This window comes from Microbacterium sp. JAI119 (assembly GCF_013410135.1).
GTDB lineage: Bacteria > Actinomycetota > Actinomycetes > Actinomycetales > Microbacteriaceae > Microbacterium > Microbacterium oxydans.
Map to the genome: position 1 here is coordinate 1,112,874 of NZ_JACCCK010000001.1, position 13,027 is coordinate 1,125,900.

At 69.0% G+C, this 13,027-nt stretch carries 12 protein-coding genes; 10 read left to right on the plus strand and 2 right to left on the minus strand.

Annotation, left to right across the window (positions count from 1 at the left end):
- Positions 1 to 10: 10 nt before the first annotated feature.
- The gene (locus tag HDC31_RS05435; protein ID WP_113680985.1) at positions 11 to 745 is read right to left on the minus strand and encodes an SDR family NAD(P)-dependent oxidoreductase; all 735 of its coding nucleotides are present in this window, start codon (positions 743 to 745) and stop codon (positions 11 to 13) included.
- Positions 746 to 845: 100 nt separating this feature from the next.
- Here HDC31_RS05435 and HDC31_RS05440 point away from each other — a divergent pair, with 100 nt between their 5' ends.
- The 10 genes from HDC31_RS05440 to HDC31_RS05485 all read left to right on the plus strand — a co-directional run bounded on the left by HDC31_RS05440 (position 846) and on the right by HDC31_RS05485 (position 11,527).
- On the plus strand, positions 846 to 1,808 hold the full coding sequence (locus tag HDC31_RS05440; RefSeq protein WP_179515887.1) for an aldo/keto reductase: 963 nt from the start codon (positions 846 to 848) through the stop codon (positions 1,806 to 1,808).
- A 25-nt stretch (positions 1,809 to 1,833) separates the two neighbouring features.
- Positions 1,834 to 2,100, plus strand: a complete 267-nt coding sequence (locus tag HDC31_RS05445) for a hypothetical protein (protein WP_218867313.1) — start codon at positions 1,834 to 1,836, stop codon at positions 2,098 to 2,100.
- Positions 2,101 to 2,212: 112 nt separating this feature from the next.
- Positions 2,213 to 3,568 (plus strand): HNH endonuclease signature motif containing protein, encoded by a 1,356-nt coding sequence (locus HDC31_RS05450; RefSeq protein ID WP_113680984.1) that lies wholly within the window; start codon positions 2,213 to 2,215, stop codon positions 3,566 to 3,568.
- Positions 3,569 to 3,911: 343 nt separating this feature from the next.
- Positions 3,912 to 5,441: an ABC transporter substrate-binding protein gene (locus HDC31_RS05455; protein WP_227750922.1), complete on the plus strand. Its 1,530-nt coding sequence runs from the start codon at positions 3,912 to 3,914 to the stop codon at positions 5,439 to 5,441.
- Between the two features lie 70 nt (positions 5,442 to 5,511).
- A complete protein-coding gene (locus HDC31_RS05460; RefSeq protein WP_046749688.1) occupies positions 5,512 to 6,453 on the plus strand; it encodes an ABC transporter permease in 942 nt (313 codons plus the stop codon).
- Positions 6,450 to 8,255, plus strand: a complete 1,806-nt coding sequence (locus HDC31_RS05465; protein ID WP_179515888.1) for a dipeptide/oligopeptide/nickel ABC transporter permease/ATP-binding protein — start codon at positions 6,450 to 6,452, stop codon at positions 8,253 to 8,255. Before HDC31_RS05460 ends, HDC31_RS05465 begins: the two co-directional genes overlap by 4 nt.
- A complete protein-coding gene (locus tag HDC31_RS05470; RefSeq protein ID WP_046749686.1) occupies positions 8,252 to 9,085 on the plus strand; it encodes an ATP-binding cassette domain-containing protein in 834 nt (277 codons plus the stop codon). Before HDC31_RS05465 ends, HDC31_RS05470 begins: the two co-directional genes overlap by 4 nt.
- A 47-nt stretch (positions 9,086 to 9,132) precedes the next feature.
- Entirely contained in the window at positions 9,133 to 9,720 is a 588-nt protein-coding gene (locus HDC31_RS05475; RefSeq protein ID WP_046749685.1) for a TetR/AcrR family transcriptional regulator, read from the plus strand.
- 34 nt (positions 9,721 to 9,754) lie between these two features.
- The gene (locus HDC31_RS05480; protein WP_113680983.1) at positions 9,755 to 10,465 is read left to right on the plus strand and encodes an alpha/beta fold hydrolase; all 711 of its coding nucleotides are present in this window, start codon (positions 9,755 to 9,757) and stop codon (positions 10,463 to 10,465) included.
- Positions 10,466 to 10,537: 72 nt separating this feature from the next.
- The gene (locus tag HDC31_RS05485) at positions 10,538 to 11,527 is read left to right on the plus strand and encodes a methyltransferase dimerization domain-containing protein (RefSeq protein WP_058632910.1); all 990 of its coding nucleotides are present in this window, start codon (positions 10,538 to 10,540) and stop codon (positions 11,525 to 11,527) included.
- Between the two features lie 116 nt (positions 11,528 to 11,643).
- Here HDC31_RS05485 and HDC31_RS05490 read toward each other — a convergent pair whose 3' ends face one another.
- A complete protein-coding gene (locus tag HDC31_RS05490; protein ID WP_113680982.1) occupies positions 11,644 to 12,990 on the minus strand; it encodes an amidohydrolase in 1,347 nt (448 codons plus the stop codon).
- Positions 12,991 to 13,027 lie beyond the last annotated feature (37 nt).

Genomic DNA, 13,027 nt, shown 5'->3' on the forward strand with positions numbered 1-13,027 from the left:
GGGGGTCCTCTCAGACCAGGAGCTGGCCGCCGTCGACGGCGACCGAGACTCCGGTGATGTGGTTGGCGGCGTCGCTCGCGAGGAACAGCACGAGCGGCGTGATCTGGTCGACCTCGGCGATGCTCCCGAGGGGGATGCGGGACTCCCAGGCGGCTCGGGCGTCGGGGTCGGAGGCGAAGCCGGCCGTCAGCGGGGTGAGGACCGGACCCGGTGCGACGGCGTTCACGCGCACTCCCGAGGCGGAGAGCTCGAGGGCGGCGGTGCGGGTGAAGGCGTCGACCGCGGCCTTCGTCGCCTCGTAGTGTCCGAGGCCCGCGGTGGGCTGGCGGGCGCCGATCGAGGAGATGTTGACGATCGAACCGTGCCCCGCCTCGGCCAGCAGTGCGCCGAAGACGTGGAGCATGAGGAACGTGCCGCGCACGTTGACGCGGAGGACGGCATCCACCACATCCACCGGTACCTCCTGCAGCGTGCCGCCACCAGCGACGATGCCGGCGTTGTTGACCAGCACGTCGATGCCGCCGGACTCCCTGACCCGCTCGGCCGCTGCTCGCACCGACGCTTCGTCGCCGATGTCGAGGGGGAGCGGGGTGGCGCCGATCTCGGCGGCGACGGCAGCGGCTGCGTCGGCGTCCACGTCGCCGATGAACACCTTGTCGCCGGCCGTGCGGAAGGCGGTGGCGATGCCGCGGCCGAGCCCGGACGCCCCTCCGGTGACCAGGATGCGGCGGGGGGAAACGGTCATGTTCGTCCTCACTGACGGGTGTTCTGACGGGATGAGTCCGTTATATTCTACAAACATAGAAAAACACAACCCCGTGCCACGAGACGGCGAAGGAGCCCTCATGCCCGATCCGACATATCCCCGCACACCCCTGTTCTCGGGCGGGGCGCCGGTGCCGCCGCTCGCCCTGGGGTCGTGGAACACCTGGGATCGCATGGAGCGGGACGAGGCGGTCACCCTCATCCGGCGCGCGGTGGAGCTCGATGCGGGGTTCTTCGACGTCGCGTACTACAACATGGGTCCGCACGCCGAGAACTCCCGCACCGACATCCTGTTCGGCGAGGCGCTGCGGGCGAGCGGCGTCGACCGCGCGGACATCGTGCTGTGCGGGAAGCTCTGGCTGTGGGACTGGCCGAACCAGGGGTTCCGTGCGCAGCTCGTGGAGTCGCTGCAGCGGGCCGGCCTCGACCGGTTCGACACCCTCGTGGTGGGCGACTACGTCGATGCCCCCGACCTGCCGCGGCTCGTGGCCGACGTGAACGCGCTGATCGACGAAGGGCTCGTCGGTTCCTGGGGCATCAACAACTGGCGCATCGAACACACGCGGCAGGCTCTCGCGGAATCCGAGGCTCAGGGGGCGGCCGGACCGGTGTTCGCACAGTTGAAGTACGGCATCGCTCGTCGGTCGATGGCGGAAGGCGACGCCTACGGGCCGCTGTTCGCCGACGGCACGCTCGCCCTCCAGGCCTCGGACGTGTTCGAGGGGGGCATCCTCGCCACCGGACGGATGCCGGAACGGAAGATCGGTGCCGACGTCGGCGGGATCCGTGAGCGGATCGCGGCCGTCTACCCCGAGGTCGCGCGGGTCGCCGAGGGGTTCGGCGTGACGCCGGCAGCACTCGGCATCGCTTTCTGCCTGTCCAACCCCGCGACGGCGAACGTGCTGTTCGGCGCCTCACGCGTCGCACAGCTCGAGCTCAACCATGCCGCCCTCGCGCTGGCGCGCGACCACGGCGACGAGGTGCGCACCGCCCTCGCCGACTGCTGGGTCGACCGCGGAGTGCGGGCGGATGGAGCGTGGTGAGTGGTGAGTGGAGGGGGAGTGCGGGGTGGTGTTCACGACTGGCATGATGCGCATGGCGGGAAGCGGAGAGAGGGTGTCGGTCGAGCTGCAGCTGACGGCTGGCGAAGCGCTGGTGCTCTTCGAATGGCTTGCCGCTGCCAACGGGAGTGGTGAGCTCGTGGTGGATGAGGCGGAGCGGCGTGTGCTCTGTGATCTGGAGTCGCAGCTTGAGACGAAGCTCGTCGAGCCGTTCCTCCCCGGGTATCGTGCGCTCGTCGATGAGGCGAAGAGCATTGTGCGGGATACGCCCTGACGGTCGGGTCGGACGTGTGGCGGCCTCGGCCTTGGAGGCGACGGCAACGGAATGCTGTAATGAGATCGAACATAACTTCGAATGTCGAGCGCTGATTCGGTAGAATCGAGGCATGTCGAAGTTGGCCGTGTTGCACGAGGCGATGTCCCGCCTCGATGCGGCGTGGGCCGACGCCGAGAGTTCGGGAGACCTCTCGCGTGAGCAGCTGATCGCGGTGAGCACGTCGATCGGCGTGCTGCAACGCCGGCTGGACGCGGTGCACATCGAGGTCGCCGCATGCATCTCGCGGGAGTCGCGTCCGGAGCTGGGGGCGGAGAGCCTTGCGAAGCAGCAGGGCTTCCGGAATCCGGCGACCTTGATCGCGGCGACTGTCGGGGTGTCGCGCGGTGAGGCGCATCGGCTGGTGAAGGTCGGAGAGGCGGTCGCACCACGCGCCGATCTCCTCGGTGTACCGCTGCCGGCGAGGTATCCACTGATTCGGGAGGCTCTCGACGCGGGCGCACTCAGCGCTCAGGCGGCAGCGGTGATCATCGCGCTGCTCGACCGATGCCGCGTGGTGGTCGGTGTCGAGCGTGTCGCCGAAGCGGAGCGTGTGCTGGTCGAGAAGTCGGCGGGGCTCGCGATCGACGACGTACGGAAGCTGGTCGTGCGGGCGGAAGCCTGGTTGGACCCGGATGGGGTGGAGTCGCGTCTCGAGGAGCAGCGTTCCCGACGATCCCTGACCATCCACGAGCGCGGCGGGATGGTGCATCTGAACGCCGTCCTCGATGCGGAGACTGCCGCACCCGTCGTGACCGCCATCCGCGGCTACGTGAGCGCCGCATTCGCCGCCCGGAAGGATGCGACGGCCCCGGACGCGCCCGATGCCGATCGTCGCACCGTGCCGATGATCCAGGCCGATGCGCTCGCGGTGTTCGCCGGGCATGTGCTCGACTGCGAGGCTCGCGTGCCGTTGGCGGGCGCGACCGTCATCGTGCGGGTGGATCTCGACGCGCTGGAAGCGGGTGCGGGATCGGCCGAGATCGACGGAATCGAGCAGCCCGTCAGCATCGGAGCTGCGCGGCGGATGGCTGCGGGCGGGGGAGTGATCCCGTGCGTGCTCGGTACCGTGAGCGAGGTGCTCGACTGGGGGCGGGAGAAGCGCCTCTTCACGCGGTCGCAACGACTGGCCCTCGTGGAGAGGGACGGCGGCTGCGCCATGTGTGGACTCCCCCCGGAGATGACGAAGGCGCACCATATCCGCTGGTGGAGACGCGACCAGGGGCCGACCGACCTCTCGAACGGCGTGCTGCTGTGCGAGACCTGTCATCACCGCATCCACGACAACGGGTGGGGCATCCGCATCGGTGGCGGTGGCGGTGGCGGTGGCGGTGGTCGCGAAAAGGTGTGGTTCCTGCCGCCCGCCTCGGTTGATCCGGCGCGCACTCCGCGGCTGGGTGGGCGAGCACGCTTCGATGTCGCTGCCTGAGAGGGGCGCTGCCTGAGAGTGGTGCTGCCTGAGAGGGGCGCTGCCTGAGGGTGGTGCTGCCTGAGAGGGGCGCTGCCTGAGGGTGGTGCTGCCTGAGAGGGGCGCTGCCTGAGGCGGGCGTCGGCTGAACGGGGTGCCGATCTGCCGCTATGCCTGCGCGCTCGGACAAGCCCGGTGCGCCCCCGGGCATGGGGTGGGGCATCCGTGGCAAGAATCACCCTTGCGCTCTTTTTCCACACCTGTAGACTAACCAGCGCGACACATCGAGGTGACGCCGGATCCGGCTACCGGCCAGCGGCACTCCGAGCCTTCTTCACCACCCTTGCACCCGAGAGAAGGAACCATGAAACGAATGCCCCTCGCGCTCGCCGCAGCCGTGGCCGCGACCCTCGCGCTCACCAGCTGCAGCGGCGGCGCAACGCCCTCCCCGTCCGACGGCAGTGCTGCCGAAGGCCCCGACGCCCTGAACATCGGCAACTTCCTCGACATCACGTCGTGGGATCCCTCCCTCGCCGACATCGGCTTCGACGGTCCGTACCTCTCCGCGGTCTACGACGCCCTGATCGCCCTCGACGCCGACGGCGAACCGATCCCGTCGCTGGCCACAGACTGGACGGTCGCCGACGACGACCTGAGCATCGACCTCGACATCCGCACCGACGCCGTGTTCAGCGACGGCACCCCGGTCGACGTCGACGCCGTCATCACCAGCCTCGAGTACCTGAAGGCCGGAGCGCGCTCCGGGGAGGCCTACGTCAACGTCGCCTCGTTCGAGAAGGTCGACGACGACACCGTGCGCATCGTGCTCACACAGCGCGATGACACGATCCTCTACTTCATGGGCCTCGGCCGCAGCTACGTGGCCTCGCCCGCGGCCATCGAGGCGGGAACACTCGGCAGCGAGCCGATCGGCTCCGGCCCGTACGTCCTCGACAGCGCCACGAGCGTCGCCGGTGCGGAGTACCACTTCACCAAGACCGCCGACTACTGGGATGCCGAGACCTATCCGTTCTCCGAGCTCGCGATCTACCCGATCACCGACGCCACCGCCCGACACAACGCGATGCTCAGCGGCCAGATCAACGTGCAGTACGGCGACGTCGCCAACCTCGAGCAGGCGAAGCAGCAGGGCTGGAACACCGCGGAGCGCGTCTCCGGCTGGGCCGGACTCGTCATCACCGACCACACCGGCGCGAAGAGCGAGCCCCTCGGCAAGCTCGAGGTGCGCCAGGCCCTGAACTACGCCTTCGACGGCGCCGCGATCCTGGCCGCCGTCGGCAGCGGCGCCGGCGTCGCCACGAACCAGGTGTTCCCCGACGGCGGCACAGTCAACGACCCCGCCCTCAACGAGACCTACGCCTACAACATGGACAAGGCCAAGAAGCTGCTCGCCGACGCCGGCTACCCCGACGGGTTCGCGATCTCGATGCCCATGTCGCCGATCTTCGAGATGTGGAAGCCCTCCGCGGAGCAGGCGCTCAACGAGCTGGGTGTCACGGTCACCTGGGACAACATGCAGATGCCCGACTACCAGCTGAACGCGCCGAACTACCCGATGTTCATCTCGTTCCTCGCGATGGACGGCAACGACGTCGCGACGGTGGCCCGTCAGGTCACCAGCGTGCAGTGGTTCAACCCCGAACCCGACTACGCCCAGAACGAGGTCATCGCCCCGCTCGTCGATAAGGTGCAGAAGGAACGCGGCGACGCGCAGACCGACGCCGTCAAGGAGCTCAACAAGGCCCTCGTCGATCAGGCGTGGTGGTCGGTCTGGTACCAGGCCAACAACATCTACTACACGGCACCCGGCATCCAGCTGCAGCCCGTGGTCGGGATGATGTTCCCCACCCTGCGCTACATCACCCAGGGCTGATGCCCTCCGGGGGCGGCCACGACACGGCCGCCCCCGGGTCCTGCCCCCTCCGACCCCTCCCGAGGTTCTCATGCTTGTGTTCACGGCGAAGCGGGTGCTGTCCGGCATCCTCCTGCTCGTCGCGGTCTCGATCGGCACCTTCTTCCTGGCGCACCTGGCCATCAGCGACCCGACCGCATCCCTGCTCGGCACCACGGCGAGCCCAGCGCAGCAGGCGGCGTTGGCCGAGAAGATCGGTCTCGACCGTCCGCTCCTCGTGCAGTTCTGGGACTGGCTCTCACACGCCGTGCTGCTCGACTTCGGCGTCTCCTGGCGCAACTTCCAACCGGTGAGCGCGCAGCTCGCGATCAAGGTCCCGGTGACGCTGAGCGTCGTGACCTTCGCGACGCTCATCACCGCGGTCGTCGGCATCGGGTTCGGCATGATCACCGGACTCCGACCCGGCACCTGGTTCGACCGCATCATCAAGGGCATCTCCGTCGTGCTGTTCGCACTCCCGGGATTCTGGGTCAGCCTCGTGCTGGTGATGTGGCTCGCCGTGCAGCTGAAGTGGTTCCCGGCCGTGGGCTACGTGCCCCCGACGCAGTCCGTCGACGGCTGGCTGCGCTCCATCACCCTTCCGGCGATCTCGCTCGCGCTGGGCGGCATCGTCGCGGTGTCGGAGCAGCTGCGCAACGCCGTCATCGCGCAGAGCCGACAGGACTGGGTACGCACTCTCCGCAGCCGAGGACTCTCCGCCGCCCGCGTCAACCTGCACATCCTCCGAAACGCCTCGCCGGCGGCCCTCACTGTGATCGCGCTCATGTTCGTCGGCCTCCTTTCCGGCGCGATCGTGGTCGAGCAGATCTTCAGCCTCCCGGGGCTCGGCCAGCTCACGAACCAGTCATCGCAGAACGGCGACATCCCCATGCTGCTCGGCATCACGGTCGTCTCCGTCGTCTTCGTCGTCCTCATCAACCTCCTGCTCGACCTCGTGCTCGGCTGGATCAATCCGAAGGTGCGCGTCGCATGACCACGACAGACATCAGGGTCGCGTTCGACCGCGCGGCGCAGAAGCGGAGGTCGAGCCTGTTCCGGCGGTTCCTCCGTCACCCCGGCGGGTACATCCCGCTCGCGATCTTCGTGCTCATCGTGCTGGTGGGCGTGTTCGCCCCGCTGCTCGCACCGATGGACCCGAACTTCGTCGACCTGTCCGCCGCGAAGGCCGCACCGGGACCGGAGCATCTGCTCGGTGGCGACTCCACGGGGCGGGACATCCTCAGCCGCCTCATCTACGGCACCCGCACGACGCTGTGGGGCGCGCTCATCACGATCGTCACCGCACTCGTGATCGGTGTGCCCGCCGGTGTCGCCGCCGGTTACTTCGGGGGAGCGTTCGACCGGGTCTCCACATGGATCAGCGATGCCCTGCAGTCGATCCCCGGCATGATCATCCTGCTCGTCGTGGCCGCAGGGTCTCGCAACAATTTCGAACTGCTGATGGCCACCGTCGGCGTGTTCATGGTGCCCGGCTACTTCCGCATCGCCCGCTCGCAGACGCTCGCCGTGCGCAGCGAGCCCTACATCGACGCTGCGAGGGTCTCCGGACTCTCCGACGGACGGATCATCTTCCGCCACGTGATCAAGGCCGTCTATCCGCCCGTGATCATCCAGACGGCGCTGACCGCCGGTATCGCGATGGGCATGCAGGCAGGCCTCCAGTTCCTCGGCATCGGCGACTCCAACGTCCCGAGCTGGGGAGCCATGATGCTGGAGGGCTTCCGCCTCATGCTCACGTATCCGCTCATGCTGCTGTGGCCGTCGGCGGCCCTCGGGCTCACGATCGCGGTGCTCGCGATCATGGGGTCGACGCTCGCCGAGCTGGTGCAGGTGCGCACGCCACGGGTGTCCCGTCGTCGGAAGGACGTCGCCGTCTCCGCTGCCGGGTCCGCCGCCCTCTCCGGACCGAATTCCCCGTCCGGCACGGCGCAGCACGCCGCGGAGGCCTCGGCTCTGCGCGTGGAGAACCTCCGGGTCGTGCACGCCACACCGAACGGCGAGACCGAGGTGGTGCACGGGGTGACCCTCGACGTCGCCCCCGGCGAGGTCGTCGGCATCGTCGGCGAGTCGGGATCCGGGAAGTCGCAGACGGTCTTCTCGGTGCTCGACCTGCTTCCGGCCACCGGGCGGGCGACCGCCGACGCGATCTGGGTCGGTGGTGTCGACGTCACGCAGGCGACACCCGCGCAGCGCCATGCCCTGCTGGGGCGCTCCATCGGCTACGTGCCGCAGGAGCCGATGAGCAACCTCGACCCCTCGTACACGATCGGCCATCAGCTGGTCGAGCCGCTGCGCCGCACGCATGGGCTCAGCAAGGCTGCGGCGAAGGAACGCGCCAGGGCGATGCTCGTGCGAGTGGGCCTCACCGACCCCGACCGGGTGATGCGCAGCTACCCCCACCAGGTGTCGGGAGGCATGGCGCAGCGGGTGCTGATCGCGGGGGCTATCGCAGGCAAGCCGTCGCTCCTCGTCGCCGACGAACCGACGACCGCGCTCGACGTCACGGTGCAGGCCGAGGTGCTGGAGCTGCTGCGCGAGCTGCAGGCGGAGTACGGGATGGCGTTGCTCATCGTCACGCACAACTTCGGCGTCGTGGCGGACATCTGCGATCGGGTGATCGTGATGCGCGGCGGCGACATCGTGGAGTCGGGCCCTGTCGACGACCTCTTCGCCGCCCCTGCCGTCGACTACACGCGAGAACTGATCGCCGCGTCGCTCGACGACGCCGAGGGCAGAGCCGAGCTCGACCGCCGCACGACGGGAGTCCCCGCATGAACCCGCTGCTCGAGGTGAACGACCTGGTCGTGGAATACGGTCGCGGACGGCAGGCCTACCGGGCACTGCACGGCGTCTCGCTCGACATCGCACCCGGGGAGTGCCTCGGTCTGGTCGGAGAGTCCGGGTCGGGGAAGTCGACGCTCGGCAAGGCCATCCTCGGGCTCGCTCCCGTCACAGCCGGCAGCATCCGGTTCGACGGGCGCGAGATCAGCCACCTCGGCACCCGTCATCGCCGAGCGCTCGCCGATGACGTGCAGGTCGTCTTCCAGGACCCCTACGGCTCGCTGAATCCCGCCATGACGATCGGCGACATCCTCGCTGAGCCGCTGCTCACCACCGGCATCGGTGCCAAGGCCGCAGAGGCGAAGGTACGGGAGATGCTCGATCGCGTGCGGCTGCCGTCGACGTCGGTGGACCGGTATCCGAGCGAGTTCTCCGGCGGGCAGAGGCAGCGGGTCGCGATCGCCCGCGCGCTGGTGCGGGGCCCTCGCCTGATCGTGTGCGACGAGCCGGTGAGTGCGCTCGACCTCACCACGCAGGCGACGATCCTCGACCTGTTCATCGAGCTGCAGCGCGACACCGGTGTGGCCTACCTTTTCGTCTCCCACGACCTGGGCGTCGTGCGACGGGTCTGCCATCGGGTCGCGGTGATGTACCGCGGTGAGCTGGTCGAGGTCGGGGAGGGCGAGCAGGTGACCCGTGCCCCCGAGCATCCTTACTCCGAGCGCCTTCGGCTGGCCTCGCCTGTCGCCGACCCGCGCGCCCAGCGCGAACGTCGCGCGCAGTGGCTCGCTCTGCGGGAGGTGCGCGATGCGGCGGTACGGTAGCTCCAGGCCGGAACACTCCACGCAGCAGAATCGGCCGGAAGGACGACATGCCGAAGATCATCGACCACGACCAGCGTCGACGGGACATCGTCGAGGTGGCGAAGAGCATCATCCTGAAGGGCGGATTCGAGGCGGCGACCATGCGCAGCATCGCCGCCGAGGCCGGATTCGCGAACGGTGCCCTGAAGCACTATTTCCCCGGGAAGGAGAGCATCGTCGCCGCCACCTTCGAGACCGTGCTGCTCGAGCACGACACCTGGCTCCAGGAGTCGATCTCCGAGGGCGCGACGCCCGAGCGGATGCTGCAGCAGGTGCTCGAGGGTACGCTGCCGAGCAGTGTCGGGGAGATCGCGAGTGGGCGTGTGCTCCTCGCCCTCTGGGAGTACGCGATGTCGAACGATCAGCTCACGGTGCTCTACCGCACGCATCTCGCGCGGTGGCACGCGATGCTCGTCGAGCGGATGGAGGCGGCGCGCGATGCCGGATCCATCCGGGATCAGGACTATGCGGCCCTCGCGAACGAGTTCATCTCGGTCGCCGTCGGAGCGACGGTGATCAACCTCATGTATCCCGAGGGCGAGCGCATCGCCGACTACGAGGACTACATCCGGAAGTTCCTGGCGCGACTCCGCTGACCGCGAGGCGCCGCATTCGAGAGGAAGGCGCCTCATGACCGCACCACTGTCCGTCTCGCACCATCCGGGAGCGGGGCGTCCTGTCGTGTTCCTGCACGGCCTGGCCTCGAGGGGGCGTCTGGACTGGCCCGAAAGCGAGTGGGACGCCGTTCTCGGCGATCGACCGCGTGTGGTGATCGACCTTCCGGCTCACGGCGACAGCATCGCGCTCGGGACCGCGACGACATCGGCCGTGACCGACACCATCGCCACATCGATCCGTGCGGCCGTCGGTGAGCAGGAGGTCGACCTCGTCGGCTACTCGCTCGGGGCGCGGCTGTCATGGGACCTCGCGTCCCGTCACGACATCGCCGTTCGGCGGCTCGTGCTCGGCGGGCTCAGCGCGGGGGAGCCCTTCTCCTTCGTCGACCTCCCGGCCGCGCGAGCCTCCCTCGCGGACGGCAGCGCGCCGAGGGATCCGCTCACTGGCATGATCCTCGGCATGGTGTCGATGCCGGGCAACCGTCCTGCCGACCTGCTCGATCTGATCGAGGGTCTGGCGGCGGAGCCCTTCGTCGCCGATCGCGGCGGGCCGGGCGTTCCGGTCCTCCTGATCGGTGGAGTCGACGACGGGATGGCGGCGGGGATCGACGACCTCGCGGCGCTGCTACCCGATGCACGGACACGGCGCGTTCCCGGCGACCATCTCGCGGCCCTGCACGCACCGGGGTTCCGGACCGCGGTGCGGGAGTTCCTCGCGGATTGAAGCCCCCTCGACATCCGGCTTCAACCATGATCTTTATTTCCAACATTCGTAGATAATTCGAAAGGCTCGCTCATGACCGAAACCCCCACCGCCGACGCGGCGCGGATCCTCGACATCGCCACCGGCTACATGGCCTCCAAGCAGCTCTTCCAGGCCAGCAGGATCGGCCTGTTCGCCGCGATCGCCGACGGGGCGGACACGGCGGCCGCGATCGCCGAGCGGTGCGCGGTCAGCGAGCGCATCGCGACGCTGCTCGCCGATGCGATGACCGCCAAGGGCCTGCTCACCAGGACCGGCGGACGCTACGCGCTCGCCGAGGATGCCGCCGCGTACCTGGTCGGCGACGAGGCGGCGATCGACCTCGCTCCCTTCCTCACGTTCCTCGACGAGATCAGCTACCCGCACTGGCTGCAGTTCGCGCATACGGTCGACACGACCGAGCCGGGCGACCTGCAGATGGACGACGCCCGCTGGGCGACCTTCATGGCCGGCGTCATGACGTACAACCGTCTGCACGCGCAGGAGTTCGGCCGTCACGTCGACCTCGACGGTGCGACCAGGGTGCTCGACTTCGGCGGCCTGTCCGCCGAGTTCGCGCTGTCCGTCATGGCGGACAACCCCGAGCTGCACACCACGTTCCTCTACGCTCCCGGCTTCGAAGACGGCATCGCCGACGCGGTCGCAGCTGCGGGAGTGCAGGAGCGTGCCACGGTCGAGGTCGGCGACACGGCGACCACCGCTCCCGAGGGAGAGTACGACGCGGTCTTCGCGAACCACGTGATCCACCGCTTCTCCGCCGAGGAGAATGCGCAGATCTTCCGCAACCTGCGGGCGGCTGCCGTCGACGGCGCGACCCTGACCGTGCTCGACTTCTTCCTGGACGAGGATGTGGAGCAGCGCGGGCTCGACGCCCTGCACGCGGGCGAGTACCTCGTGATCGACGGCACCGTCGTCTATCCCGAGACCGAGGTGCGCGGATGGCTCGCCGACGCCGGCTGGTCGGTGCGCGACAAGGTCGCGCTGCCCGGCAGCCCGCGGGTGCTCGTGGCGACTGCGGTGTGAGACTCGTCCCGGCGCCGGGTGACCGGCGCCGGGGCACACGACTGGTCCGAGGGGGATCAGAGGCGGGCGGCATGCGTGAACATGCCGCCCGCCGTTTTCGTGCATCGCTTTCGAGATCAGCCGCGCGAGAAGACCGTGCGCCCGTCCACGATCGTGCGGGCGACGCCGATCGTCGCGAGGTCGCGGCCGGGCGTCAGGGGGTCCTCATCGAGGACGGTGACGTCGGCGACCATGCCGATGGCCAGCGAGCCCTTCCATGTCGAGGCGCCATCCTGTCGAGCAGGGTCGACGGTGACGGAGCGCAGCAGCCGGTTCCTGGTGCCCGCGTCGTCCGTGGCGCCCGTGGCGGTGAGCAGCGCGAGGGACGCGTCGAGACCCAGCCGCCAGTCCGGGCTCGCGACGGGGGAGTCGCTCGTGATCGTGGTCAGCGCGTCCGAGGTCAGCATCTCGGCGAGCGGCCATGCGGAGGCGAGTCTGGCTTCTCCCAGTTGCATCGCCGCCCAGGAGTGCGTGTGCGCCGCGATCAGCGGCTGCACCGCGAACCCCGCGCCGATGCGCCCCATCCTGGCGATCTGCTCGGTCGTGGCGAGATCTCCGTGCACGACATAGTGCGGACCCGACGGCGTGGGGTGCTGTGCGTGCAGGCCCTCCAGCACGGACAGGAACTCGGCGATCGAACGGTCTCCCGTCGCGTGCACCGCGATCTGCAGCCCGCGGGCAGAGGCCAGTTCGAGCATGCGTCGGAAGGCGGTGCGGGCGTCGGGCTCGCCACGGGTGAGCAGTCCGCCGGTGGTGCCGTCGGCGTAGGGTTCATCGACCCAGGCGGTCGCCATCGGGGGGATGCCGTCCGCGAAGATCTTCACGCCGGGGATCGCGAGCCATCGAGGGTCGGAGGGCGGTGCGGGGATGCGCACCCCGCGCTCGAAGTCGTCGAGCGTGCTCTCGCCGTCGATCGTGCCGAACAGTCTCAGCAGGGTCACGCGGGAGGTCTGGGCGCGCTCGCGATGCAGCTCGAGGTAGGTGTCGAGCATGTCGGAGCCGAAGCATCCGGTCTCGCCGTCGTCCTCGCCGGGGCCGATCCCCGGCTCGGTGTAGCTCGTGATGCCGAGCTCGGCGAGCAGTGCCCATGCGCGTCGCAGCGCCGACCGGCGTTCCCCCGACGTCGACACGAGCCGTCCGGACGGCTGCTCCTCCGGCGGTGTGTCGGAGAAGAAGAGATGCGGCCACCGTGCCCCCAGCCATGCGGCGTGCAGGTGGGCGTCGTTGATGCCGGGGATCGCGGTGCGCCCGTCCAGCTCGATCACCGCGCGCGAATCCAGAGCCTCCGCCTCCGCACCCAGAGCGACGATCACCCCGTCGCGGACGGCGAGCGACTCCGTGATCGTGTCGGAAGGGTCGAGGGTGCGGATGCGGCCGCCGCGGATGATCAGGTCGGCATCGTCGCCGTGGAGTGACTGTGTCATTATTCTACCAGTGTAGACGCAAAACTGCTGCCGAGGA